Source organism: Streptomyces sp. YIM 98790 (assembly GCF_011421595.1).
GTDB lineage: Bacteria > Actinomycetota > Actinomycetes > Streptomycetales > Streptomycetaceae > Streptomyces.
Genome location: NZ_WTLH01000018.1, coordinates 1 through 25,682 on the forward strand (window position 1 = coordinate 1; position 25,682 = coordinate 25,682).

General features: G+C 74.9%; 15 protein-coding genes and 2 pseudogenes. 8 read left to right on the top strand and 9 right to left on the bottom strand.

Features of this window, described 5'->3' with window-relative positions; all coding sequences use genetic code 11:
* Positions 1-115: 115 nt before the first annotated feature.
* The 6 genes from GQS09_RS05450 (at position 116) to GQS09_RS05475 (ending at position 13,570) form a co-directional block, all read left to right on the top strand.
* Positions 116-9,247, top strand: a complete 9,132-nt coding sequence (locus GQS09_RS05450) for a type I polyketide synthase (protein WP_165984835.1) — start codon at positions 116-118, stop codon at positions 9,245-9,247.
* Between the two features lie 101 nt (positions 9,248-9,348).
* On the top strand, positions 9,349-10,242 hold the full coding sequence (locus GQS09_RS05455; RefSeq protein ID WP_165984836.1) for a 3-hydroxyacyl-CoA dehydrogenase family protein: 894 nt from the start codon (positions 9,349-9,351) through the stop codon (positions 10,240-10,242).
* A gap of 11 nt (positions 10,243-10,253) precedes the next feature.
* Complete coding sequence (locus GQS09_RS05460) at positions 10,254-10,514, top strand: acyl carrier protein (protein ID WP_165984837.1); 261 nt, start codon at positions 10,254-10,256, stop codon at positions 10,512-10,514.
* A gap of 13 nt (positions 10,515-10,527) precedes the next feature.
* Positions 10,528-11,727, top strand: a complete 1,200-nt coding sequence (locus GQS09_RS05465; protein ID WP_165984838.1) for an acyl-CoA dehydrogenase family protein — start codon at positions 10,528-10,530, stop codon at positions 11,725-11,727.
* A complete protein-coding gene (locus tag GQS09_RS05470; protein WP_165984839.1) occupies positions 11,724-12,794 on the top strand; it encodes an HAD family hydrolase in 1,071 nt (356 codons plus the stop codon). The genes GQS09_RS05465 and GQS09_RS05470 overlap by 4 nt, the downstream gene beginning before the upstream one ends.
* Positions 12,791-13,570 (top strand): thioesterase II family protein, encoded by a 780-nt coding sequence (locus tag GQS09_RS05475; protein ID WP_207957497.1) that lies wholly within the window; start codon positions 12,791-12,793, stop codon positions 13,568-13,570. Before GQS09_RS05470 ends, GQS09_RS05475 begins: the two co-directional genes overlap by 4 nt.
* Before the next feature lie 168 nt (positions 13,571-13,738).
* Here the strand turns inward: GQS09_RS05475 and GQS09_RS05480 are convergent, their stop codons facing one another.
* The gene (locus tag GQS09_RS05480) at positions 13,739-14,452 is read right to left on the bottom strand and encodes an NAD(P)-dependent oxidoreductase (RefSeq protein ID WP_165984840.1); all 714 of its coding nucleotides are present in this window, start codon (positions 14,450-14,452) and stop codon (positions 13,739-13,741) included.
* Between the two features lie 210 nt (positions 14,453-14,662).
* Here GQS09_RS05480 and GQS09_RS05485 point away from each other — a divergent pair, with 210 nt between their 5' ends.
* A complete protein-coding gene (locus GQS09_RS05485) occupies positions 14,663-15,286 on the top strand; it encodes a TetR/AcrR family transcriptional regulator C-terminal domain-containing protein (protein WP_165984866.1) in 624 nt (207 codons plus the stop codon).
* Here GQS09_RS05485 and GQS09_RS30270 read toward each other — a convergent pair.
* From GQS09_RS30270 to GQS09_RS05510, 5 genes are all read right to left on the bottom strand, one after another.
* On the bottom strand, positions 15,225-18,017 hold the full coding sequence (locus GQS09_RS30270) for a beta-ketoacyl synthase N-terminal-like domain-containing protein (RefSeq protein ID WP_165984841.1): 2,793 nt from the start codon (positions 18,015-18,017) through the stop codon (positions 15,225-15,227). The genes GQS09_RS05485 and GQS09_RS30270 overlap by 62 nt on opposite strands.
* A gap of 69 nt (positions 18,018-18,086) precedes the next feature.
* Positions 18,087-18,932, bottom strand: a complete 846-nt coding sequence (locus GQS09_RS05495) for an ABC transporter permease (protein ID WP_165984842.1) — start codon at positions 18,930-18,932, stop codon at positions 18,087-18,089.
* Positions 18,922-19,755 (bottom strand): ABC transporter ATP-binding protein, encoded by an 834-nt coding sequence (locus GQS09_RS05500; protein WP_165984843.1) that lies wholly within the window; start codon positions 19,753-19,755, stop codon positions 18,922-18,924. Before GQS09_RS05500 ends, GQS09_RS05495 begins: the two co-directional genes overlap by 11 nt.
* Positions 19,749-21,404, bottom strand: a complete 1,656-nt coding sequence (locus tag GQS09_RS05505) for an acyl-CoA ligase (AMP-forming), exosortase A system-associated (RefSeq protein ID WP_165984844.1) — start codon at positions 21,402-21,404, stop codon at positions 19,749-19,751. Before GQS09_RS05505 ends, GQS09_RS05500 begins: the two co-directional genes overlap by 7 nt.
* Positions 21,397-21,678, bottom strand: a complete 282-nt coding sequence (locus GQS09_RS05510) for a phosphopantetheine-binding protein (protein ID WP_165984867.1) — start codon at positions 21,676-21,678, stop codon at positions 21,397-21,399. The genes GQS09_RS05505 and GQS09_RS05510 overlap by 8 nt, the downstream gene beginning before the upstream one ends.
* 258 nt (positions 21,679-21,936) lie before the next feature.
* Between GQS09_RS05510 and GQS09_RS05515 the strand changes: the two genes are divergently transcribed.
* A complete protein-coding gene (locus tag GQS09_RS05515) occupies positions 21,937-23,103 on the top strand; it encodes a helix-turn-helix transcriptional regulator (protein ID WP_165984845.1) in 1,167 nt (388 codons plus the stop codon).
* A gap of 234 nt (positions 23,104-23,337) precedes the next feature.
* Here GQS09_RS05515 and GQS09_RS05520 read toward each other — a convergent pair.
* The 3 genes and pseudogenes from GQS09_RS05520 to GQS09_RS05530 form a co-directional block, all read right to left on the bottom strand.
* A pseudogene (locus GQS09_RS05520) lies at positions 23,338-23,868 on the bottom strand (class I SAM-dependent DNA methyltransferase); the annotation flags it as partial.
* A 65-nt stretch (positions 23,869-23,933) separates the two neighbouring features.
* A complete protein-coding gene (locus GQS09_RS05525) occupies positions 23,934-24,452 on the bottom strand; it encodes an NUDIX domain-containing protein (RefSeq protein WP_165984847.1) in 519 nt (172 codons plus the stop codon).
* A 20-nt stretch (positions 24,453-24,472) separates the two neighbouring features.
* A pseudogene (locus GQS09_RS05530) lies at positions 24,473-25,678 on the bottom strand (IS256 family transposase).
* Positions 25,679-25,682: the final 4 nt, after the last annotated feature.

Consider the following 25,682-nt stretch of genomic DNA (forward strand, 5'->3'; position numbering starts at 1 on the left):
GCTGCCGGGCCGGACGGCACGCCCGCCCCGGCGGCCGGACCCCGGCCGACCGGCGGCACGGCCCGCGGCCGACGGCGCCGCGCACGGATCTCCGGCTCCCAGAAGTGAGGACGACGTGACCGACCTGACCGAGCACTCCCCCACCGACATCGCCCTGGTCGGCATGGCGGGCCGCTTCCCCGGCGCGGGTGACGTCGGCGCCCTGTGGCGGACCGTACGGGCCGGCCGCACGGGCATCACCACCTTCACGGACGAGGAGCTGCGCGCCGCGGGCGTGCCCGAGGAGCGGCTCGCCGACCCGTCCTATGTGAAGGCCGGCGCGGTCCTGGACGGCATCGAGCTGTTCGACGCCGAGTTCTTCGGCATGAACCCGCGCGAGGCGCAGATCCTGGACCCGCAGCACCGGCTGTTCCTGGAGCACTGCTGGCATGCCCTGGAGGACGCGGCCTGCGACCCGGCCCGTCTGGACGGCTCGGTCGGCGTGTTCGCCGGCTGCGCCTGGAGCTCCTACCTGACCAGCAATCTCACCCCGGCCGGCGTCCCGCTGGACATGGGTGTGGTGCTGGGCAACGAGAAGGACACCCTGGCCACCCGGGCGGCTCATCTGCTCGGCCTGACCGGCCCGGCCCTGGCCGTGCAGACCGCCTGCTCCACCTCCCTGGTCGCGGTCTGCCTGGCGGCGAACAGCCTGGCCGACTTCCAGTGCGACGTGGCACTGGCCGGCGGTGTCTCGCTGTCCGTGCCGCACCGGGTGGGCTACCAGTACCAGCCGGGCGGCATCGCCTCCCCGGACGGCCGGTGCCGGGCCTTCGACGCGGCCGGGCAGGGCGCCCCGCTGGGCAGCGGCGTCGGCGTGGTGGCGCTGCGCCGCCTGGAGGACGCGCTGGCCGACGGCGACCGGGTGTATGCGGTGCTGCGCGGCTGGGCGGTCAACAACGACGGCGACCGCAAGGCCGGTTTCACCGCGCCCGGGGTGGACGGGCAGGCCGCGGTGATCGAGGAGGCCCTCGGCGCCGCCGGCCTGGACCCGGGCGACGTGGACTACCTGGAGGCGCACGGCACCGGCACGGCCCTCGGTGACGCCGCCGAGATCACCGCGCTCCAGCGGGTGTTCCACGGCCGCTCGCTGTCCATCGGCTCCGTCAAGACCAATGTGGGCCACCTGGACCGGGCCGCCGGGGTCACCGGCCTGATCAAGGCCGCGCTGGCCCTGCACCACGAGGAGATCCCCGCCACCCTGCACCTGGACCGGCCCAACCCCCAGCTCACCGACGGCGGCGCCGAACTGACCGTGGTCACCGAGCGGCAGCCCTGGCCCCGGCGCGGCGGAGAGCGTCCCCGGCGGGCCGGGGTGAGCGCCTTCGGCATCGGCGGCACCAACGCCCATGTGGTGCTGGAGGAAGCACCGCCGCAGGCCGCCGCCCCCGGGCCGGCCGAGCCCGCAGAGCCGTCCTCGGAGCCGTCCTCGGAGCCGCGGCCGGCCGTGCGGGCCGAGCCGCTGGTCTGGTCGGCCCGCACCGCCGAGGCCGCCGACCGGGCCGCCGAGGCCCTGGCCGGGCACCTGCAGACCACCGGGGACCGGCTGACCGACATCGCCCACACCCTGGCCACCGGCCGCCGGGTGTTCGCCCACCGCCGGCTGCTGGTCGCCGGTTCCGCCGCGGACGCGGCCGGGGCGCTCCGCCGGGGCGAGGGCGTGCTGGCCGCCGAGAACGGCGCCACCGGCCGGCCCGTCCGCCTGCTGCTGGACGGCACCGTGCCCGCGCACCGCCCCGGCGTCGCGGAGGAACTGTGCGCCGCCGACCCGGAGTTCCGCGCGGTGTACGACGCCTGCCGGGAGCCGTCCGGCGAGCGGGGCGGCGATGCGCCCCTCGGCGAGGCTTTCGCGCTGGCGCTGGCCCTGGGCCGGCTGGTCCGCTCCTGGGGCGTCGAGCCCGCGCTGGTGGCCGGGCGCGGCCCGGCCGGTCATGCGGCGGCGGCCTGCCTGGCCGGGGTGATGTCCCCGGCCGACGCCCTCGCCCTGGCCGAACGCATCGAGCGGACCGGGCGCTCCGCAGACGCCGGTGGTGCCGGCCGGGCGGAGCTGACCCGGTGGGTGGCCGACACCCTCACGCTCCGCCCGCCGGCCCTGCCGGCGGCCTGCCCGCGCACCGGCCGGCCGCTGACCGCCGCACAGGCCACGGACCCCGCCCACTGGGCCGGGCTGCCGGCCGACGGCGCCAACGGCGCAAACGGCACCGCCGGCACCGGCACGTGGCCGGTGCTGCCGGACGACGACAGCGTGCTGCTGCATCTCGGCCCGGAGACGGAAACCGTCGCCGGTGACCGGCCGTTGCCGGTGGTGGCCGCCCTGCCCGGGGCCGGTGACGCCCGCCCGGCCGCCACCGTGCTGGCCGAGGCGGCCGGCCGGCTCTGGCTGGCCGGAGCGGACCTGGACTGGTCCGCCTACCGGGCCGGGCGCGCGCCGCGCCGGGTCGGGCTGCCGGGCTACCCGTTCCAGCGCAGGCGCTACTGGATCGACCCGGTGCCGCGCCCGGAGCCCGCTGCGGCGCCGGAACCGGAGCGGCAGCGGGAACCGGGGCAGGAGCGGGTGCGGCTGCTGGTCCCGGAGTGGCACCCGGCACCGGACGCCGGCACCTGCGCGGCCGCCTCCCCGGGCGGCGGCCGGTACCGGATCATCCCCGACCGGGGCGGCGTGGCCGGGGAACTGGCCCGCCTGCTGCACGGGTCCGGTGCCGACGCCGTCCTCACCGGCCCCGCCGGGGACACCGCCGGCACGGTGGTGGATCTGTCCGGGCTGGACCGTACCGAGGACGAAGCCGTACCGGCCGTGCGCTCCGTGGCCGCCGCTCTCGCCTCCGGTGCGGGGCGGGTGCTGGTGGCGACCCGGGGCGGCCAGGCGGCCGGCGGCTCCGGCTCCGGCTCCCCCGTGTCCGCGATCCAGGCGGCCCTCGCCGTCCTGCCGGTGGTGGCGGGCCAGGAGCACCCCGGCCTGGACAGCCGGTGTGTGGACCTCGATCCCGCCTACGGCCCCGCCGAGGCGGCCCGCGCGCTCGCCGGGGAACTGGCCCGTCCCGCCGAGGGCGTGGTCGTCGCCCACCGCGCCGGCCGCCGCCTGCTGCCCGGCTACGCCCCGGCGCCGGAGGCGTCCCCCGAGGCAACCGGTGAGGTCACCGCCCCGGCCGCCCCGGGCATCCGCCCCGGCGGCACCTACCTCATCACCGGCGGTCTGGGGGTGGTGGGCCGCACCCTGGCCGGACATCTGATCCGGCGCGGCGCCGGCCGGGTCGTGCTCACCTCCCGCAGCGGCCCCGGCTCCCGGGCCGGCCGGCTGCGTGCCCTGCAGGACCTGCGTGACCTGGGCGCCGAGATCGTCACCCCGCGGGCCGATGTCACCGACCCGGCCGCCATGCGGGAGCTGTTCCTGGGCGGCGAGCGGATCGACGGGGTGATCCACGCCGCCGCCGACGCCGACCAGGACGGCCTGCGGCCCCTGGCGGACCTGGACGAGGCCACCGTGGCCCGGCACTTCGGCGCCAAGGTGCGGGGTGCCCGGGTGCTGGCCGAGGTGCTGGACGCGCTCCCGGCGGAGCGGCGGCCCGACTGGTGCATGCTGTTCTCCTCCACCTCCGCGGTGCTGGGCGGCCTGACGCTCGGCGCCTACGCGGCGGCCAATGCCGCGCTGGCGGCCCACGCCCGTGGCCGCGGCAGCGACGGCACCGGCGGCACCGGCGGCAGCACCCGCTGGATCTCGGCGGCCTGGGACACCTGGCCGGGCACGCTGGAGCGGGTGGACGGCCGGCTCGCCGAGGCCATGGCCGCGCACGCCATGACCGAGCCGGAGGCGCTCGCCGCGTTCGACCGGGTGCTGGACCTGGCCCGGCCGGCCGTGGTCGCGGCGGCCGGCGGCCTGGACGGCAGGCTCCCCACGGCCGGGCCGTCTCCCTCGGCCGTGGCGGCGACGACGGCCGCGACGGCGCCCCGGTTCCCGCGGCCGGACCTGCCGCAGCCGTATGTGGCGCCGCGGACCGCGACCGAACGGCGCCTGGCGGAACTGTGGTCGTCGGTCCTCGGCGTGGAACCGGTCGGGGTGCGGGACAACTTCTTCGACCTGAGCGGGAACTCGCTGCTCGCCCTGCGGATGCTTGGTCTGGTCAAGGACGAGTTCGGGGTCGCGGTGCCGACCGTGACGCTGTTCGACAAGCCGACGGTTCGGGATCTGGCGACCGTCGTCGGGGCCGGCGCGCCGGCCGCCGAGCCGCCGGCCCCACCCCGGGAAGGACCGGAAACCCCCGCCCCGAACACCCTGAACGCCCCGGAGGTCCCGGAGGTCCCGGAGGTCCCGGAGGTCACCGCGTCCGTCACCACTGCCGGGCCCGCCGCCGCCGTGCCGGCGCAGCCGGCCACGCAGCCGGACCCGGACGGGGACCGGCACATCGCCATCGTCGGGATGGCCGGGCGCTTCCCCGGCGCCGGGGACGTGGGCGCGTTCTGGCGGAACCTGTGCGACGGCGTGGAGTCGATCAGCTTCTTCACCCCCGAGGAGATGATCGCCGCCGGTGTGGCCCCCGAGGTCGCCCGTGACCCCGCCTATGTCGCGGCCCGCCCGGTGCTGGACGACATCACCGGCTTCGACGCCGGGTTCTTCGGCCTCAGCCCCCGCATGGCGGCCCTCACCGACCCCCAGCAGCGGCTGTTCCTGGAGGTCTGCTGGGAGGCCCTGGAGCAGTCCGGCTACTGCCGCCCCGAACACCGCGGCCGGGTCGGCGTCTTCGGCGGCTGCAACCTGAGCACCTACCTGCTCGGCATCGCCGGCCGGTTCACCTCCGACGAGGACGCCAGCATCTACGAGCTGGTCATGGGCAACGACAAGGACGCCCTCACCACCACCGTCTCCTACCTGTTCGACCTGCGCGGCCCCAGCGTGGCCGTGCAGTCCTTCTGCTCGACGTCCCTCGTGGCCGTGCACACCGCGATCCGTGCGCTGCGCGCCGGCGAGTGCGAGATGGCGATGGCCGGCGGCGTGTCGGTGCGCGTCCCGGACCGGGTCGGCCACCTGCACAGCCCCGGCGGACAGGAATCCCCCGACGGCCATGTCCGTGCCTTCGACGCGCAGGCCCGCGGTTCCATGTTCGGCGACGGGGCCGCCGTGGTGGTGCTGAAGAAGCTGGGCGACGCGCTGCGCGACGGCGACCACATCTGGGCGGTGATCCGGGGCTCGGCGCTCAACAACGACGGTGCCCTGAAGGTCGGGTACACCGCGCCCAGCGTGACCGGCCAGGCCGCCGTGATCGCCGACGCCATGGCCGACGCCGGGGTGACCGCCGAGGACGTCGGCTATGTGGAGGCGCACGGCACCGGTACGGTCCTCGGCGACCCCATCGAAGTGGCCGCCCTGACGCGCGCTTTCGGCCCCACCGGGCGCACCCAGTACTGCGCGCTCGGCTCGGTCAAGCCCAACGTCGGCCACCTGGACCGGGCGGCCGGCACCACCGGGCTGATCAAGACGGCGATGGTGGTGCGGGACGGGCTGATCCCGCCCACGCTGCACTTCACCGAACCCAACCCGGAGATCGACTTCGCCGGAAGCCCGTTCCGGGTCGCCGGCGAACTGACCCCCTGGCAGGACGGCGGCGACGGGACCGGACGGCCGCGCATCGCCGGCCTCAACTCCCTCGGCATGGGCGGCACGAACGTCCACGTGGTGGTGGAGCAGCCGCCCGGCCGGCCCGCCCCGCCGCCCGCCGATCCCGCGACCGTCCGCCGCCACCAGGTGCTGCCGGTGTCCGCGCGCACCGCGGACGCGGCCGATGCATCGGTGCGGCGGCTGGCCGGCCACCTGCGCGGCAACCCGGATCTGCGGCTCGCCGACGTGGCGTTCACCCTCCAGGTGGGCCGCCGCACCTTCGAGCACCGGCGGGTGGCGGTGGCCGAGACCCTGGCCGGCGCGGTCACCGCGCTCGACGAGGGCCCGGCCGGGCGGACCGAGACCGCCGACGACCGGCCGGTGGCGTTCCTCTTCGCCGGGGTCGGCGAGCAGTACCCGGGCCTGGTCGGCGAACTCTACCGGCGGGAGCCGGTGTTCCGGGCCGCGCTGGACGACTGCCTGGCCCGGCTGCCGCAGGACTGCCCGGCCGCCGGCCTGGGCGAGCTGCTGACCGGGCCGCGCGGCGCCGGGCCCGACCTGGTGGCCCTGCTCGGCCGTGGCGGCCCCGGCGGCCCCGGCGGCCCCGGCGGCGGCCAGGACGCGCGGGCGGCCGAGCTGGAGCGCACCGAGGTGGTCCAGCCGCTGCTGTTCGCGGTGGACTACGCGCTCGCCCGCACCCTGATGGAGTGGGGCGTGCGGCCCTCGGTGATGCTCGGCTACAGCCTCGGCGAGTACGTGGCGGCCTGCCTGTCCGGGGTGCTGTCCCTGGACGACGCACTGGCGCTGGTCGCCCACCGGGCCGCGCTCATCGCGCGCCACGCCGAGCCGGGGGCCATGGCGGCCGTGCCGCTGCCCGAGGACGAGCTGCGCCGCCGCTTCCCGCCGGCCGCCCTCGGCGTGGACGTCGCCGCGCTCAACGGGCCGGAGCTGACCGTGGTGGCGGGCCCGGCGGACGCCCTGGACCGGCTGGCGGAGGAACTGCGCGCGGCGAACACGGTCTGCCGTCCGCTGCGCACCACGCACGCCTTCCACTCCCGGATGCTGGCCCCGCTGGCCGGCCGGCTCACCGCCTGGATTCGGGAGCACATCACGCTTCACGCGCCGGCCATCCCCTACCTGTCCAATGTCACCGGTGCCGAGGCGGATGCCGCGCTGGTCACCGACCCGGCCTACTGGGCCCGGCACATGTGCGAGCCGGTGCGGTTCCACCGGGCGGCGGGCGCGCTGCTCGCCGACGAGGAGCTGGCCGTGGTGGAGATCGGACCGGGCCAGTCGCTGGGCGCGCTGCTGCGGGGCGGCGGCTGTCCGCCCGCCCGCTGGCCGATGATCACCTCCACGCTGCCCGCGGCCAACGACCGGCGCCCGGACGACCAGGTGTTCGCCGACTGTCTGGCCCGGCTGTGGCTGCTGGGCGCGGACATCGACTGGGCGGCCCACCACCGGGGCGCGGGCACCGGGCGGATTCCGCTGCCGACGTACCCGTTCCAGCGGCAGCGCTACTGGATCGACCCGGCTCCCGCCGTCTCCGCGCCCGCGGGCACCGCGGCCGCCGGGGCCGGCCCGGCCGCTCCCGCCGCAGGTACCGGGCCGGGCATGCCGGAACTGCCGGAGGGCACGTCCGATCCGCTCACCGAGTTCGACCGGATTCCGCTGCTGCCCGAGGAGCGCTGGCTGCATGTGCCGGTGTGGCGGCAGTCCCCGGCCGGGACCGCGCCCGCCCTGGCCACCGCCCGCTCCTGGCTGGTCTTCACCCGGGAGGGTGCGGCCGAGCGGATCGCCGGGGAGCTGGCCCGGGCCGCGTCCGTCACCGGTGCCCGCCTGACCCTGGTCCGGCCCGGTGACGCCTACCGCGCGCCCGCCACGGGCTCCGGCCCGGCCACGGGTTCCGGGGACGGCCCGGCCGTCGCCGCCGTCCGCCCCGGCAATGTGGCCGACGCGCTGGCCCTGCTGCGCGATCTGAAGGCGGCCGGCGCCCTGCCCGACCGGGTGGTCCATCTGTGGAACCTGGCCCCGGACGGCGACACCCTCGCCCTCGGCCTGCACACCCTGGTGGCCCTGGCCCGGGGAGCGGGTGACATCGGCCTGGAGAACTGGGCGCTGGACATCGTGGCCAGCGGCACCCAGCGGGTCCTGGACGATGCCGAACTCCGTCCCGACGCGGCCACCCTGACCGGCCCCGCCCTGGTCATCCCGATGGAGTACCCGACCGTCTCCACCCGGCTGATCGACACCGTCCCCGACCCCGACCCCGCGGCCGTGGCCGCGGAACTGCACCGCCGGGCGCCCGGACGCACCGTCGCGCTGCGCGGCCGTCGCCGCTGGCTGCCCACCTACCAGGCGCTGCCGCCCGCCGACCCGGACGCCACGGCCCGCGAGGTGCTGCGCGAGGGCGGCGTCTACCTGATCACAGGCGGCCTGGGCGGCATCGGCCTGGCCATGGCCGAGCACCTGGCCCGCGCCTGCCGCGCCCGGCTGGTGCTGTTCGGGCGGCGCGGGCTGCCGCCCCGCGAGCGGTGGGGGTCCATCGCGGACGGGACCGCCGAGGCGCCCGAGCAGATCCGGGCCCGGGTCCGGCGGGTGCTGGACGTGCTGGAGCAGGGCGGCGAGGTCGAGATCGTCGAGGGCGACGTGGCCGAACCGGCGGATGTGCTGCGGGCCGTGGAGCTGGCCCGGGAGCGGTTCGGCGCGCTGCACGGCGTGCTGCACACGGCCGGGGTGCCCGGCACCGGGCTGATGCAGTTCAAGCAGCCCGGCGACGCCGAGCAGGTGCTGGCCCCGAAGCTGGCCGGCAGCCGCGCCCTGGACGCGGCCCTGGAGCGGGCGGGCGTGGCGCTGGACTTCCTGGTGCTGTTCTCCTCCATCACCTCGGTCACCGGCGGCGGCCCCGGCCAGGTCGACTACTGCGCGGCCAACGCCTTCCTGGACGCCTGGGCGCCCGGCCGCCGGGACCGGCACCGCACCACCGTCTCGGTGGCCTGGGGCGAATGGACCTGGAACGCCTGGGACGAGGGCCTGTCGGGCTACGAGGAGAACATCCAGACCTACTTCCGCGAGCACCGGGCGCGCTTCGGCATCGCCTTCGACCAGGGCTGGCGCACCCTGCTGCGGGCGCTGGCCGCGGGCGAGCCGCATGTCGTGGTCTCCACCCAGGACCTGCCCGCGGTGGCGGACGTGGCCGCCCGGTTCAGCGTGGCGTCGCTGACCGAGGGCCCGTCCGCGCCGGACACCGGGGAGCGCCACCCGCGGCCCGACCTGGTCACCCCGTACCGGGAGCCGCAGGGCCCGGCCGAGGAGGCCATCGCGCGGGCCTGGTCCGACGCGCTGCGTCTGGAACGGGTCGGCGTGCTGGACAACTTCTTCGAGCTGGGCGGCACCTCGCTGCTGGGCATCACCCTGCTCGGCACGCTGCGCAAGTCCTTCCCGGACGCGGAACTCCCGCCGCACGTCATCCACGAGGCCCCCACCGTGTCGGCGCTGGCCCGGCTGGTGGAGGGCACGCCCGCGCCGGCGGCCGCGGCCCCCGGCCGGGACGGTGCCGAGCAGGCCCGGCTGCGCCGCTCCGGGGTGCGGGCGGCAGCCGCCCGCCGGCGCCGCCCCTGACCCACCGCACCCACCCACCACACGCACCACACGCACCACACGCACCACCGCACCTCAGTACACGCCCACCAGCACTCGGAAACACCCGGAAGGGGAACGTCATGTCGGTCATCGGAGTCGTCGGCGCGGGGGTGATGGGCATCGGTGTCGCCCAGAACCTCGCCCAGGTCGGTCACGAGGTGGTGCTCGTCGACCGGGAGGAACGGATTCTGGAGCAGGCCCGGACGGCCATCGCCCGCAACTGCCGGCTCAGCCGGATGATGGGCGGCCCCGCCCTGGACCCGGACACCGTGCTCGCCCGCATCACCACGGCCGTGGGCCTGGGCCCGCTCGCCAAGGCGGACATCGTCATCGAGAACGTCACCGAGGACTGGGAGACCAAGCGGGCGGTGCACGCCGAGCTGGACCAGGTCTGCGGGCCGGAGACGGTGTTCGTCGCCAACACCTCGGCCATCCCGATCACCCGGCTGGCCTCGGTGGGCAGCCGGCCCGAGCGGGTGGTCGGCGTGCACTTCATGAACCCCGTCCCCGCCAAGCCGGTCGTGGAGCTCATCCCCGGCGTGCACACCTCGCCGGAGACCGTGGCGCGCACCCGCGAGCTGCTGAGCAGCATGGAGAAGCGCTGGGTGGACGTGAAGGACGCGTCCGGCTTCATCTCCAACCGGGTGCTGATGCTGACCGTCAACGAGGCCGCGTTCCTGGTGCACGAGGGGGTGGCCACCGCCGAGGCCGTGGACGAGGTCTTCCGGGGCTGCTTCGGCCACCCGATGGGCCCGCTGGAGACCGCCGACCTGATCGGCGTCGACACCATCCTCTACAGCGTCGAGGTGCTCCACGAGCACTACGCGGACAGCAAGTACCGGCCGTGCCCGCTGCTGAAGCAGATGACGGACGCCGGTCTCCACGGCCGCAAGACCGGCCGCGGCTTCTACACCTACGCCGCTCCCGCCTCCCCCGCCGCTTCCACCGCTTCCGTCACCACCGACACCAAGTGAGGTCATCCGCCATGTCCGACACGACCAGCGCCCGCATTCTGGACTTCATCACCGCCCGCTTCCCGCAGGCCGAGATCACCGAGACCGAGGACATCTTCTCCCTGGGCTACATCAACTCCCTGTTCGCCATGGAGCTGGTGATGTTCGTGGAGAACACCTTCGGCATCCGCATCCCCAACGACGAGCTGCGCCTGGACGACTTCCGCACCGTCAAGGCGATGACCGAGCTGGTGAACCGGCTGCGGCCGGCCACCGCCGTCCCGACCGCGTGAGCAGGCCGCGGCGATGACGGACCAGTTGACCGCTCCCGCCCCCGCCGCCGGGGCCGCCACCGCCCCGGCGGCCCCGGCCGCCCCGGCAACCCCGCCCGCGCCGGACCGGGCCTCCGCCCGGGCCTTCACCGACGCGCACCTGGTGCCCGTCGCCGAGGAGATGGACCGCCGGGGCGTGGTGCCGGAGGAGCTGCTGACCCGGATCGGCGAGGCGGGTCTGTGGGCGCCGTTCCTGCCGCCCGAGCTGGGCGGCAGGGGCACCGCCATGGTGACCCTCGGCGAGATCCACGAGGAGATCGGCCGGGGCTGCTCCTCCACCCGCAGCCTGCTGACCGTGCACACCATGGTGTGCTGGGCCCTGCACCGCTGGGGCACGCCCGAGCAGCTCCGCCGCTGGGCCCCCGGCCTGGCGGCGGGCCGGCTGCTCGGCGCGTTCTGCCTCTCCGAGCCGGGCGCCGGCAGCGACACCGCCGCCCTGGCCACCACCGCGGTGCCCGCCGACGGCGGCGGCTGGCTGCTCAACGGCACCAAGACCTGGATCACGGGCGGGCAGCGCGCGGACCTGTACCTGGTGTTCGCGCAGGGCCCGGCCGGGACCATCGCGCTGCTGGTGCCGCGCCGCACCCCCGGCGTGCGCGTCACGCCCATCGAGGGCATGCTCGGCACCCGCGCCTCCATGCTCGCCGAGATCACCTTCTCGGACGTCCGGCTGGACTCCCACGCCCTGCTCGGGCCCAGCGGTTTCGCCTCCGGCATGGTGCTCACCGGCACGCTCGACCTGGGCCGCTACAGCGTGGCGGCCGGGTCGGTCGGCATCATCCAGGCCTGCCTGGACGCCTGCGCCGCGCACACCGCGCGGCGCACGGTCGGCGGCTCGCCGCTGCGCGACCTGCCGCTCATCCAGGCCAAGCTCACCGACATGGTGACGGACGTGCGGGCGGCACGGCTGCTGCTGGCCGAGGCGGGCCGGCTGAAGGACGCCGGTGACGCGGCCACGATCATGGCGACCTGGATCGCCAAGTACTTCGCCTCCACCGCCGCGGCCCGGCACGCGTCCGAGGCGGTGCAGATCCACGGCGCGCTCGGCTGCGCGCCCGACTCCCCGGTGGCGCGCTGCTACCGGGACTCCAAAGTCATGGAAATCATCGAAGGCAGCAACGAGATCCAGCGGATGACCATCGCTGCCGAAGCCCATCGGAGGTGGACACCGTGACCAGCCCCACGCTCGACACGTCGGCCCCGGCCAAGCCGGTGCAGGGCAGGATCAAGTGCATCGTCTGGGATCTCGACCACACGCTGTGGGACGGCATCCTGCTGGAGGACCCCGACGTCGCGCCCCGGCCGGCCGTCATCGAGCACATCCGGCGGCTGGACGCCATGGGCGTGCTGCACTCCATCGCCAGCCGCAACGACCACGAGACCGCCATGGCGGCGCTGGAACGGTTCGGCCTGGCCGACATGTTCCTGTGCCCGCAGATCGGGTGGAACCCGAAGTCCTCCTCCATCCGGCACATCGCGGAACGGCTCAACCTGGGCCTGGACGCCTTCGCCTTCATCGACGACCAGGACTTCGAGCTGGCCGAGGTGGGCCACGCCCTCCCCGAGGTGACCTGCGTCCACGCGGACGACATCGACGAGACCCTCGTCCGGCCCGAGTTCCGGCCCCGCTTCGTCACCGACGAATCCGCCCAGCGCCGCGCCATGTACCGCAGCCAGCTCGCCCGCGACGAGGTGCGCTCCGACTTCACCGGCACGGACGAGGAGTTCCTGGCCGGCCTGGACATGACCTTCACCATCGCCCCGGCACAGCGCGAGGACCTGCAGCGCGCCGAGGAGCTGACCGTCCGCACCAACCAGCTCAACTCCACCGGCCGCACCTACTCCTACGACGAACTGGACGCCCTCCGCGGCTCACCCGACCACCTGCTGCTGGTCGCCTCCCTCACCGACCGTTTCGGCTCCTACGGCAAGATCGGCCTGGCCCTGGTCGAGAAGGGCTCCCCGGACTGGCACCTCAACATGCTGCTCATGTCCTGCCGGGTGATGTCCCGGGGCGTCGGCACGGTGCTCCTCGGGCATCTGATGGAGCGCGCCCGGGACGCGGGTGCGGGGCTGCTGGCCGACTTCGTGGAGACCGGCCGGAACCGGATGATGCAGATCACCTACGCGTTCAGCGGTTTCCGGGAGGTCGCCCGGGACGGCTCCCGGGTCACCCTGGCCGCCGATCTGTCCGCGGTCCAGCCCGCGCCGTCCTATGTGCGGCTGGAGGTGACCGGGTGAGCACGGCCGCCACCGCGGGGCCGGCCCGTGCCCGTCCCCTGCGTTCCCGCTGGCTTCCCTTCCCCGTCGATCCGGACGCCCGCATCCGCCTGTACTGCCTGCCCCACGCGGGCGGCTCCGCCTCCGCGTTCCGCTCCTGGACGGGCCGGGCCGGGGACGCGGCGGTCTGCCCCGTCCAGCTCCCGGGGCGGGACGCCCGCGTCTCCGACCCCACCCACCCGACCATGCCGGCCCTGGTCGGCGACCTGGCCGACGTCGTCCTGGCCGAGGCGAGCGCCGATCCCCGCCCTTACGCGCTCTACGGGCACAGCCTGGGCGCCCTGGTCGGCTTCGAGCTCGCCCGCGAGCTCCGCCGGCGCGGCGGCCCGCAGCCGGAGCACCTGATCGTCTCCGGCTGCTCTGCCCCGCAGGCGGTCGAGGACCCGGCCGACGACCTGTCCGACGCGCAGATCGTCTCCCTGCTGCGCAGCCTGGGCGGCACGCCGGAGCTGTACCTGTCCGACCCGCGGGTGCTGCGCCTGATTCTGCCCGCCATCCGCGCCGACCTCACCGTCCGCAACAGCTACCGCTACCGGCCCGAGCAGCCCCTGGCCATCCCGCTGACCGCCATCGCCGCCACCGCCGACGCCCGCGCCCCCGCCCCCTCGCTCGCCGCCTGGCGGGACCAGACCATCGGCCGGTTCCGGCTCCACACCCTCATCGGAGGCCACTTCGCCGTCCTGGAACAGTCCGACACCACCCTCCGCCACCTCACCACCGCCCTGCGCCCCGCCTGAGTGAGCGGCCCCGTCGTCCCGGGGCCGCCCGTCCTTTCACGGCGGCGGGTGGACCGAGCGCTCCGGCCACGAATGCGCCCCGGACCAGGCGGTGGAGGTGGCTCTCCGGCCGGCCGGGCACCGGGCGGAGCCGGGCGCCGGGGAAGGCGGTGCCGCCCGGGGGCGCTTCTAAACGGGGCCGGGGCCGGCGGCGTGGGCGAGGGCGCTGGGGGTGCGGCAGCCGACGATCGCCGGGGCCTCGTGGACGAGGGTGTCGTCGGTGAGCGCCTCGACCATGAACAGGGCGAAGTCCACCCGGCGCGTCAGGTCGCTGGCCAGGACCGGGTCGCCCACGTGCCGGCTCCACACCGGCAGGCCCTGGCTCTCGCCCTCCTCCAGGGTGCTGCCGCGCACCACCGTCCACCGGGTGTCGCTGGCGAACACGCGGCGGCACGCCTCCACCTGGTCGTCGATCTCGACGGCGCGGACCAGCCTGCCCAGCAGGGCGGCGATCCGGACGCCCGCGGTGAACCTCCGCGAGTACCTGTCCTTGCCGTCCCGGGTGATGTGCCACCCGCAGGAGAAGACCAGGCGCGCGCCGGGCCGTGCGTGGTCGAGCACCGCCTGCGCCGTGCCCGACGCGTACTGCTGCACGCCCCAGGGCACCAGCACCGTCAGCACGCCGTCGCACCCGTCGACCGCCCGCCGGATGACCTCCGGGTCGTTCGTGGGTCCGGGGACGACGGTGATCCTGTCGCCGAAGGCGGCGAGCTTCGGCACACTGCGCTCGCGGCACACGCCGACCACGTCGTAGCCGCGTTCCAGCGCGTGCCGGACCATGTACTGCCCGAGCTTCCCCGAAGCCCCGATGATGCAGACCCTTTTCACCCGGTCCGTGCCCATGACGCAGCCCTTTCGCCGCAATATCAGCCTTATGCCATAAGGCAATGTAGGCTTATGCCATAAGGCCAGTCAAGGGAAGACGGTAGGAGGCGGCGGATGCCCGAGGCAGGCAAGGGCAGGGGGACGGGCAAGGGCGGGGGGACGGGCAAGGGCGGGGCCGGGGCGCCGGCACGCCGGCCGCTCAGCCGTGAGCTGGTGATCCGCACGGCAATGGCGGTGGCGGACGCGAAGGGCACGGCCGCGCTCACCATGCGGGCCATCGCCGAACCGCTGGGCGTCGAGTCGATGTCGCTCTACCACCATGTCGCCGGCCGGGAGGACGTCCTCGACGGCATGGTGGACGCGGTCTTCGGCGAGATCGACCTGCCGCCGCACGGCACGGACTGGCGCAGCGCCATGCGGCACCGCGCGGAATCCGCCCGCGAGGTGCTGCGGCGCCATCCGTGGGCGGTGCCCCTGCTGGACTCCCGCGCCCGGCCCGGCCCGGCGACCCTGCGCCACCACGACGCCGTCCTCGGCGCGCTGCGCGCCGGCGGGTTCTCCGTCCCGATGGCCGCGCACGCCGTCTCCCTCGTCGACAGCTACCTCTACGGCTTCGTGATCCAGGAGCTGAGCCTGCCGTTCCGCGGCGCGGCCGAGCTGGACGAGGTCGCGGGCGCCATGCTCCGCGACCTGCCGGCCGACGCCTACCCCCACCTCACCGAGCTCGTCACCGAGCACGCCCTGAAGCCCGGCTACGACTACGCAGACGAGTTCGCCTTCGGTCTCGGCCTCATCCTCGGTGCCCTGCACCCGGACGAGGACCCGGGTGCAGGGCGCCGCCGGGCCGGGTGAGGGCGGCGTGCAGGGCACGGAGGGTGGGATGTTCCAGGAGGGCGGTGGCGGGGAGGGGGATGCCGAGGGTGCGGCTGAGGCGGTCGGCGATGCGGACGGCCTGGGCGGACCGTCCGCCCAGTTCGAAGAAGCTGTCGTCGGCGCCGACCCGTTCCACGCCCAGGCCCTCGGCGAGGGCTTCGGCGAGGATGCGCTGCATGCCCTCCGCCGGTTCGGCGTAGGGGGTGCCCAGGGAGGGGCGGGGGCGGACGGTGCCCGGGGCGGTGGAGGTGGGGGTGGAGGTGGGGGTGGAGGTGGGGGTGGAGGCGTCGGTGCCGGCGCGGGGGTCGGGGGCGAGGAGCCCGGCCAGGGTGAGGTCCGGGGAGGCGGACGGCGGGACGGGATGGTGGCGCAGGCCGGGGGCGGCCGGGGGCGGTGCGGCCCCCGCGGGGGTGAGGACGACGGTGTCGGCGTCGGGCAGGTGCGGGTGTGCGGACAGTGCCGCGGCGAACGCGGCGGCCGAGGCGGCGTCCTCCGGCGAGGCCAGGCCCAGGGCGTGCACGACGGTCCTCGGCGCGGCGACCAGCGCGTCCGGCAGGGAGGGGAGCTGGGACGGGTCGCGGAAGGTGAGGTCCCCCGAGTCCAGCAGGGCGAGGCGCGGCCCGGGGCGGGCGGCGGTGACCTCGGCCCCGGCCCGGAAGAGGCGGTCCACGAGCGCCTCGCCGTCCTCGTCGGCGGCCAGGACCAGCCAGGGTGAGGCGAGGCGGAGCCGGTGGTCCAGATCGGGCGGCACGGGGGACGACGGCGCGCCGCCGGTGCCGGGGCGGGGGTCGATCCAGTGGCGGGTGCGCTGGAAGGGGTAGGCGGGGAGGGGAACGCGACGGCCCTCATGGCCGTGCAGGGCGGGCCAGTCGATGGTGGCCCCGGCCAGCCAGAGACGGGCGAGGGCGGGCACCAGGCCGTCCTCGGCGGTGAGTTCCAGGTCGGCGTGCTCGCCCTCGGCCGCCAGGAGGACACCGAGGCGGGCCAGGCCGGAGGCGAGCGCGGCGGCCCCCGGGCCGGTGAGACGGACCCGGGGGTCGCGGCGCGCGGTCTCGCCGTCCAGCCGGCGCTCCGGGTCGGCCAGCGCGGCCAGCGCGTCCGCGTGGTCGGTGACGACCACCGCGCGGCGCAGCGGGAAACGGCCCCGGGAGACCTGGAGGGTGTGGGCGATGTCGGCGAGGGACTGGGACCGTCCGAGGTCGCCGGCCAGGTGGGCGCGGAGCCGCCCGGTGAGATCGTCCAGGGCGGCGGGGGTGGCGGCGGAGAGGGTCAGCAGGTGCGGCCCGGGGCGGCCGGCGCCCGCGGGCGGGGCCGGGGGCTCCTGGAGGACGACGTGGGCGTTGGTGCCGCCGACGCCGAAGGAGCTGACGCCCGCCCGGCGCGGTTCCGGTCCGGACGGCCAGGGCCGCGGGGAGGTCAGCACGGTGAACCGGTCGGTGGCCGTGGCCAGGGCCGGGTTGGGGGCGGTGAAGCCCGCCGTGGCGGGCAGGACGGCCTCGCGCAGGGCGAGCGCGGCGTGGATCAGGCCCGTGACGCCGGAGGCCCGGTCCAGGTGGCCGATGCGGGGCTTGAGTGTGCCCAGCACGCACGGCTCGGTGCGTGCGGAGGTGAAGACGCGGGACAGCGCGGCGAGTTCGATCGAGTCGCCGAGCGGGGTGCCGACGGCGTGGCACTCCACATAGCCGATGGACTCGGGTTTGACGCCGGAGACGGACAGCGCGGTCTCGATGGCGGCGGCCTGGCCGGTGACCCCGGGCGCGGCGTAACCGGCGCGCTCCCGCCCGTCGTTGTTGACCGCCGTGCCCAGGATCACCGCGTGCACCGTGTCGCCGTCGGCCAGGGCGTCGGACAGGCGCTTGAGCGCGACGACGGCGGCGCCCGAGCCCATGACGGTGCCGTTGGCGGCGGCGTCCAGGCTGCGCACCCGGCCGTCCGGGGAGAGGATGGAGCCCTCCTCCCACTGGTAGCCGGCCGGCTGCGGCAGCGGCAGGAACGCGCCCCCGGCCAGGGCCATGTCGCACTCGTAGGTGAGCAGGCTCTGGCAGGCCAGGTGCACGGCCACCAGCGAGGTCGAACAGTACGTCTGGACGGTCAGGCTGGGGCCGCTGAGGCCCAGCTTGTAGGAGATGAGCGAGGTGAGGGAGTCCCGCTCGACACCGGAGGCGAGCAGCGCCTTGCCGCCGGGTTCGCCGCCCAGGTCCGGGACGTTGCGCAGCAGGTAGTCGGGGAAGGCCGCACCGGCGAAGACACCGACGGGGAAGCCGGGATCGGCGGGCGGGTAGCCGGCCCGTTCCAGCGCCTCCCAGGCGCACTCCAGCAGCAGCCGGTGGTGCGGCTCCATGGTGTCGGCCTCCCGGTCGGTGAGACCGAAGGCGGTGGCGTCGAACTCCTCCAGGCCCTCGACCGGGCCGCCGACGGGGACGTATCCGGGCCGGTCCGCGGGGACTCCGGCGGCGGCCGACTCGGCGTCGGTGACCGGGCGCAGGCCGTCGATGCCGGACAGCAGGTGGCGCCAGAGGGTCTCCGTGTCGCGGGCGCCGGGGAAGCGGCCGGACATGCCGACCAGCGCAATGGCGGAATCCGCACCGGAATCCGCACCGCGGTCCGTGGCCGAGTCCGTGGCCGAGTCCGTGGCCGAGTCCGTGGCGAAGTCGGTGGAGTCTGAGAGGTCGGTGGAGTCGCTGGAGTGCGTTTCCGCTTCCGGGATCATGGGCGTCACCTCAGTGTCCGAGGAATGCTCCGGCCGTCCGGCTTCCCTCCCCCCACGAGGGCGCGGCGGTCAGACCAGATGGCTGCGGCCCCACCCGTGGGCGAGGCGGTAGGTGGCGACGGCGCCGAAGACGACGGCGATGGCGAGGCAGACAAGCGTGGGCCGGAGCATGGCGGCGGCATCGCCCTCGACGGCGGCGCGCAGCACCAGCAGCCCCCAGTAGCCCGGCGAGAAGGGCGCGAGCGCCTGGGCCCAGCCCGGCATCAGGTCCACCGGCAGGAAGGTCCCGCCGATGGTGCTGACCAGGATGGCCCCGACATCGCTCGCCACGATCAGGTCGCCGCGGCTGCGCACCAGCGTGGCCAGGGCGGCGCCCATGGCCAGCAGCGTGAAGCCCCAGACCGACATGGCCAGGCAGAGCAGCGGGATGCTGGGCGGGATGTCCATGCCGATGACGAGAATGCCGTAGAGCATCAGCACGGCCTGCTGGAAGAGCAGCACCAGGAAGACCGGCACGCCCTTGCCGAGGAGGAGTTCGGCGCGGGCGGCGCGGCTGGCGCGCAGCCGGTCCCAGGTGCGCCACTCCCGCTCCACGAAGATCGAGTGGCCGACGATGGCCATGGCGAAGACCGAGAACATCACGAGCTGGCCGGTCACCGCCCACTGGGTGCCGGCGTCCAGCGCCTCCCGGTACAGCGGCTGGAGCATCAGCATGAACACCATCGGCGTGACCAGGTAGCTGATGAGCTGTGAGGGGTCGCGCAGCCGCAGCAGCAGGTTGTAGTGGATCAGCGCGAGGGTGCGGTGCAGGGAGTCGGCGAGCCGGGTGCGGACGCCCGCCGGTGCCGCGCCGCCGGCCGCGGGGCCGGGGGCGCCGGAGGGCGCGGAAGGGGCGAGAAGGGTGTCAGACGCCATCGGTGACCGCCAGGGAGTGGTAGAGGTCGTCCAGGGTGGGCTTGCGCAGCTCGACGGACTCCACCGGCCGGGGGGCCGTGCGCAGCAGGTCGAGCAGGGACCCGGTGGGGTCGGTGGTGGACGCGTGCAGCTCCTGGCCGGCCGCGGTGACCCGGACCTCGCCCGGCAGGCCCTCCAGCAGTTCGGCGCTGGTGCCGCGGGCGATGACCCGGCCCTTGGCGGCCACCGCCAGGGTGGCCCGGAGGTCCATCAGCTCGGTGAGGTAGTGGGTGGTGTAGACGACGGCGGCGCCCTCCCCGGCCCGCTGCTTGACCACGTCCAGCAGCGCCTGCCGGGTCTCCGGGTCGGCACCGGCCGTCGGCTCGTCCAGCAGCAGCAGGGACGGCCGGTGGATGAGCGCGGCCCCGGCCTGGGTGCGGCGCTGCTGGCCGCCGGAGAGGAACCCGGCGCGGCGGTCCAGGAAGGCGGTGAGGTGCAGCGCGACGGCGAGCTCCTCGACCGCGTTGCGCAGGGCGGCGCGGCGCAGCCCGGCCAGGCTGCCGTACAGTTCGAGGTGCTCACGCACGGTCAGGGGCCGGTAGAGGGCGATGTGCTGGGGCGAGATGCCGATGATGCCGCGCGCCTCGGACGGCGGGCGGCCGTCCACGAGCACGGTGCCGCTGTCGGGCTTCAGCAGCCCGGAGACCATCTCCACGAACGTCGTCTTGCCGGCGCCGTTGTGGCCGACCAGGCCGACGATCTCGCCGGCCGCGACGCTCAGGGTGAAGCCGTCCAGGGCCTGGATGTCGTCGTAGCGTTTGGTGAGTCCGACTGCCTCTAGCACGGCAGTTCCTCCTCCGCTTTCTGCGTGTGCTCCGGGTGCCCGGCCGGCGGCGCCGGTTCGGCGGGCCGGGCGGACGGGTCGGGCGGGGCGGGCGGGGCGGCCCGCCGCAGGGTCTCGCGCAGTCCGACCCGGTCGAACTTGCCGTTGGCCGTGCGGGGCAGCCGCGGCAGCAGCTCGATGCGCCGCGGCATCATGTAGGCGGGCAGCTCCCGGGCCAGGGCGCGGGACAGATTCTCGGCCGAGGCCCCCGCGGCATCGGCGGGCCTGGCCGCCAGCACGATGTGGCTGCCGAGCCGCGGGTCCTCGACTCCGAAGGCCACGGCCTCGGCGGCCAGCCCGGTGGCGTACGCGGCCTCCTCGATCTCCGTGGGGCTCACCCGGTAGCCGGAGGTCTTGATCATCTCGTCGTCGCGGCCGACGAAGTAGAGGAAACCCTCCTCGTCCCGGTAGACGGTGTCGCCCGACCACACGGCGATCTCGGGCCGCCCGGTGGGCGGCCGGCCGGGCGCCGGGCGGAAGCGCTGCGCGGTGCGCTCGGGGTCGTTCCAGTAGCCGAGGGCCACCAGCGCGCCGCGGTGCACGAGTTCGCCGTGCTCACCGGGCGCGCAGGGCGTGCCGTCCGGGCGGACGACCAGCACCTCGGCGTTGGGGACGGCCCTGCCGATGGAGTCCGGGCGCCGCCCCGCCTCGGCCGGGTCGAGGTACGTGGAGCGGAACGCCTCGGTCAGCCCGTACATCAGATACGGGTCGGCGGCCGGGAAGATGTCCCGCAGCGCGGCCAGGGTGGTCCGGGGCATCCGGCCGCCGGTGTTGGCGAAGTACCGCAGCGCGGCCGTGGACTCCGCGGGCCAGTCCTGCTCGGCCAGTTGCAGCCACAGCGGCGGTACGCAGGTCAGGCCGGTGACCCGGTGCCGGGCGCACAGCCGCACCACCTCGCGGGCGCGCAGGTAGTTGACCAGCACCACATGGGCGCCGGCCACCAGAGCGGTGGTGAGCTGGCTGAAGCCGGCGTCGAAACTCAGCGGCAGCACGGCCAGCACCACGTCGTCGCGGGTGTGGCCCAGGTATCCGGCCACGCTGGCGGCACCGGCCAGCAGGTTGCGGTGGGAGAGCACCACGCCCTTGGGCCGGCCGGTGGAACCGGAGGTGTAGAGGATGGCGGCCACATCGTCGTCGATGACGTCCCCGGCACCGGGCACGGGTGCGCCGGGGAACGGCGGCTCGGTGCCCTCCAGGGCATGCCAGCCGGCGCTGCCGAAGGACACCACATGGGCGACGGAGCTCTCCGGGGCCAGGGCGCCGAGCACACCGGCGCGCCGCTCCTCGGTCGTGAGGACCACGCGCGGGGCGCAGTCGGCGAGGACGTGCCGCACCTGGCGGGACCGGTAGACGGGATTGAGGGGAACCAGCACACCGCCGGCCGCGGCGACGGCCAGCAGCGCGACCACGGTCTCGATCCGCTTCTCCGCCCAGACGGCGACCCGGTCGCCGCGCCGGACGCCGAGCCCGTGCAGGCCGTGCGCGACGCGGGACACCCGGTCGGCCAGCTCCCGGTAGGTCAGGGTCTCGGAGCGGAAGGTCACCGCGGGCCGGCCGGGCTCGCCGCAGGCGGTGAGCTGGTCCAGGCGGCGGGGCGGCTGCTCACACATCGGCTTCGACGACCTCGGCCCCGGTGAGCCGCTCGGCGGGGATCAGCGGGCCGACGGCCTCCCACAGCGAGCCGACCGTCTCGAAGGTCTCCTCGGTGATCAGCTCGTCGGGCAGCTCCAGGCCGTAGGTCTCCTCCAGGTCGGTGAGGAGCTGCACCACCCCCATCGAGTCGAGGCCGAGCGCGGACAGGTCGTCGCCCGGGGCGAAGTCGTCCCCGGACGCGACGGGCAGGTGGGCCAGCAGCGTCGTGCGGAACGTGCGCGGGATGTCCATCGTCACCAGTCCCTTGTCGGTAGCGTGTCGTGGCGCCGGGCAGCGGCGGGGGCGGGCGGCGGCGCGTGCCCGCCCCGGTGCTGCGAGTCCAGCAGGGGCCGCTCCTGAAGCGGCCTCATGCCGCTATCACGGGCGCGGTAGCGGGCGGAGAGTGCGGCGGTAGCGGGCCGGTAGCGCCCGGGTAGTGAGCCGATAAGGCGGTCTGGAACGGTGGCGGGACGCTGAGCCCACGGAACGGAACCAGGCTTCGGAGGAAACATGTCGACGGTCGCCCCGCCCGCCCGGTCGCAGTCCGCCCTTTCGCAGTCCGCCCTCCCGCAGCCCTCGCTGCCGCAGGTCGCGCTCGCGCCGGCCCTGGACGGCCGCGGCCGCGCAGGTGCCGCTGGTCCCGCCGTGGCCGCGGACGGCCCGGACGACCGCGCGGGCGCCCTCTACCGCTACGCCGTCCGCCACGGCGGCATCGGCGCGCTGGAGCCCGCCGCCGCGGAGCTGGGGGTGTCCCTGCCCGAACTGTTCCTCACCGCGGGACGGCTGGTCGAGCTGGGCCTGCTGCGCACCGACGACACGGCGGGCGGGCGGCTGGTGCCGGCGAGCCCTCAGGACGCGGAGGCACGGCTCGTGGCACCCGTGGAGCGGGAGATCTTCCGGCAGCGGGACCTGGTGGACCGGCTGCGCGCCCGCATCACCGCCGTCACCGACCCCTCCCCCGGGGCCGGCGGGGAGGGGCCCGCCGGGGCGATCGACGGCCTGCACGGCACGGCGGAGATCCGCGGCCTGTTCACCCTGGCCGCCGAGGTCTGCCGCAAGGAGCTGCTGGTGCTCCAGCCGGGCCACGAACGGGAAGACCTGCTGGAGCAGCTGCTGGCCCCCTGCTACGGGGTGCTGGACCGGGACGTGGCGGTGCGCGTCGTGTGCCCGCACCGCAGCCGGACCGGGTTCGCCGACCGGGCGCGGGCCAAACGGCTGGTGGAGAACGGCGCCCGGGTGCGCACCCTCAGCAGGGTGCCGCAGGCGACGGTGGTCTTCGACGACACCCTCGCCGTGGTGGTGGACCTGCCGCCCGGCCCGGACGGGCAGCCGACCGCCCGCCGGGTCCAGGACCGGGGCATGGTCCGCTTCCTGACCGACCTGTTCGACCAGCTGTGGGAGACCGGCACGCCGTTCACCTCCTCGGAGCCCGGCTACGCCGCCGCGGCGGACGATCTCCAGCAGGCCATCGCCCGGCTGATGGCACAGGGCCTGACCGACGAAGTGGTGGCGCGGCGGCTGGGCATGTCGGTGCGGACCTGCCGGCGGCACATCGCGAGCCTGCTGCGTGACCTGGACGCGGTCAGCCGCTTCCAGGCGGGTGTGCAGGCGGCCGGCCGGTTCACCATCAGCCCCTCCGCGCCCGCACCCGCGGTCGCGACCGCGCGGAGCGCATGACACGCCACGGACCGGAACGGCCGCGCACCGCACCCCACCGCACGACCGCGGCGAGGTGAGGTGCGCGGCCGTTCCGGGCCCCCACCCCCTGGCAACACGTCTGCGACCGGGCGGTCCTTGCCGACCCCAACACTCCTGACTACCGGTTCTGAGCATGCCCACAGCTCAGCGGGCACAACAGAGCCCCTTCCGCACACCACGTGGGCAGCGCACGGACGGGGCCAGGTGGGGCGGTCAGCGACGCTGCGCAGTGCCGATCAGTGTGCCGATGTGGCTGGGCCTGGGCGCGTCCAGCACCCGGACATGAGGGTCGGTGAGCCCGGCGGCGGACAGGAAGTCCTCCCATGCGTCAGGGGTGTAGCTGTAGCGGTAGGTGAACATCGCGGGTCCGGCGAAGCCGCCCTTGTACATGCCCTGCGGTCCATAGGCACCGGGGATGGCCGGGGGTTGGGAGAACACGAAGACTCCGCCCGGGTACAGGCGCCGTGCGACCAGGGGGAAGAGCCGGGCGGGGTCGGCGAACCACGCAGCGCCGAACATGGAGTAGATCGCGTCAGAGGTGGTGGCGTCGCTCTCCAGGTGCTCGATCACCTCCGCACAGATGAAGCGGACACCCAGCGGCCCCCACGTCTCGGCGGTGCGCTTCACCATCACCGGAGAGATGTCGATTCCTGTCGCCTCGATGCCCTGCTGAGCGAGGTAGGCCAGCGCCCGGCCGGTGCCGCACCCGAGTTCCAGCACACTCTTCGGGCTGTCCCCGAGGAGGAGGAATGGTCAAGTCCTGTGGATCAAGATCTTTTATTGCGTTGGTCGCATGAGTGATCTGATGGTCAGAGGCCGTGGAGGTTGGGGCGGGAGATGGCGGCTTCTGCGAACAGCCGGCGATAGAAGGGGCCAAGGCCGTCGGGGATGGCCAGGGACCGGAACGCCTCCTCGGCCGGCAGGAGACGGCGGTGGGCCATCTCGAAGCGTGGGTCCCATGGAGCCAGACGCACCTCTGCTCCCCACATCGACCGGACCAGCACCAGCCCTTCCTGGGGACCTCGCACGCAGAGGCCCCGGCTGAACCCGAGGAGCCGGCAATCCACCACCTCGGCGCAGGCTTCCTCACGGACCTCGCGGCGCATCGTGTCGACCCACTGCTCACCCCGCTCCGGGCGACCGGCGGGCAGACCCCACCGCTGTCCGTCTGGGCTGACCACGACGATCCGATCGCCGGCGGCGCACACCGCCTCCGCGCCGTGTGGCGTACCCGACGGTGGGTCAGGAGGCGGATACCAGGCAACGTGCCATTCCTGACCGTTGATGGATGCGGCGAAGTCGGCGCCATTCCCAGCGACGTCGTTCATGGTTTCGCTCCGTGAAGGGATCAAGCAGCAGTGGGGACGGGGTCTTCGTCGGGGCGTTCGACGAGGTGGCCGCGTTCGAAGCGGGCTCCGGCGCGGACGAGGACGACGAGGTGGGGTGCGTTGACGGCTCGCCAGCGAGCCTGAGCGGATTCCACCGGCTTGAAGACCATGGCCAAGGCGGCGGCCGCGCTGCCGGCGCCCTTGGTGACCTTCGTCCGCAGCCGCACGGTGGCGAACGTCGGCTCGATGGGATTCGTGGTGCGCTGGTGGATCCAGTGCTCGGCGGGAAAGTCGTAGAAGGCCAGCAGCTCGTCCACGTCGTCGGTGATCTTCTTGACGGCCTTGGGGAACTTCGCGCCGTAGGTCTTCTCGAACGCTGCGACCGCCAGTAGCGCGTGATCACGGTCCTCGCGTGGTAGATCTCCTGCAGGGCCTTCTTCGCCCCGGGCTGGGCCGACTTCGGGAGGGCGTCGAGGGTATTGGCGATCTTGTGAACCCAGCACCTCTGATGGCGGGCTTCGGGAAAGACCTCACCGAGGGCCTTCCAGAAGCCGCGCGCCCCGTCACCGACCGCGAGCACCGGGCCGCGCATGCCGCGGCGGGCGCAGTCGCGCGGCAGGTCGCCCCAGGAATCGGCTGATTCGCGGTAGCCGTCGCTCATGGCGATCAGCTCCTTGGTGCCGTCCGCGCGCACGCCCATCAGCACCAGCACGCACGACTTCGTCTCCCGCAGGCGTATGCGCAGATGGATGCCGTCGGCCCAGACACAGACGTAGTCGCTGCCGGACAGATCGCGCTCGCCGAACGCCTGATGGCCGGTCTGCCACTGCTGGGTCAGACGGGTGACCGTCGCCGGCGACAGGCCCGCCGAGCTGCCGAGGAACTGCTCCAGCGCGGGCACGAAGTCGCCGCAGGACAGGCCGTGCAGGTAGAGCAGCGGCAGCACCTCGCTGATCTTCGGTGACTTGCGGCACCACGGCGGGAGGATCGCCGAGGAGAACCGCTTGCGCTCGCCCGTTTCCTCGTCGACCCGGCTGTCGTTCACCCTCGGCGCCTTCACCTCGACCACCCCGGCCGCGGTGATCACGGGCACACCACCACGGTACCGCTCGATGGCTGCGGCCGTCCGGCTCGGTGGCGATGCCACGGGCTGCCCGACTTGCTCCGCTGCGCGGTCCGGCCGCACCTGCCTGCCTGAGCGTGGCTACCGAGGGAGTCGACTGCAAGAGG

Excerpts from the sequence above, each read along its gene's own strand:
- GQS09_RS30270 (WP_165984841.1), bottom strand. The coding sequence starts at position 18,017 with ATGATCCCGGAAGCGGAAACGCACTCCAGCGACTCCACCGACCTCTCA.
- GQS09_RS05480 (WP_165984840.1), bottom strand. The coding sequence starts at position 14,452 with ATGGGCACGGACCGGGTGAAAAGGGTCTGCATCATCGGGGCTTCGGGG.
- GQS09_RS05515 (WP_165984845.1), top strand. The coding sequence starts at position 21,937 with ATGTCGACGGTCGCCCCGCCCGCCCGGTCGCAGTCCGCCCTTTCGCAG.
- GQS09_RS05465 (WP_165984838.1), top strand. The coding sequence starts at position 10,528 with ATGACGGACCAGTTGACCGCTCCCGCCCCCGCCGCCGGGGCCGCCACC.
- GQS09_RS05485 (WP_165984866.1), top strand. The coding sequence starts at position 14,663 with ATGGCGGTGGCGGACGCGAAGGGCACGGCCGCGCTCACCATGCGGGCC.
- GQS09_RS05505 (WP_165984844.1), bottom strand. The coding sequence starts at position 21,404 with ATGTGTGAGCAGCCGCCCCGCCGCCTGGACCAGCTCACCGCCTGCGGC.
- GQS09_RS05495 (WP_165984842.1), bottom strand. The coding sequence starts at position 18,932 with ATGGCGTCTGACACCCTTCTCGCCCCTTCCGCGCCCTCCGGCGCCCCC.
- GQS09_RS05525 (WP_165984847.1), bottom strand. The coding sequence starts at position 24,452 with ATGAACGACGTCGCTGGGAATGGCGCCGACTTCGCCGCATCCATCAAC.
- GQS09_RS05455 (WP_165984836.1), top strand. The coding sequence starts at position 9,349 with ATGTCGGTCATCGGAGTCGTCGGCGCGGGGGTGATGGGCATCGGTGTC.
- GQS09_RS05460 (WP_165984837.1), top strand. The coding sequence starts at position 10,254 with ATGTCCGACACGACCAGCGCCCGCATTCTGGACTTCATCACCGCCCGC.
- GQS09_RS05510 (WP_165984867.1), bottom strand. The coding sequence starts at position 21,678 with ATGGACATCCCGCGCACGTTCCGCACGACGCTGCTGGCCCACCTGCCC.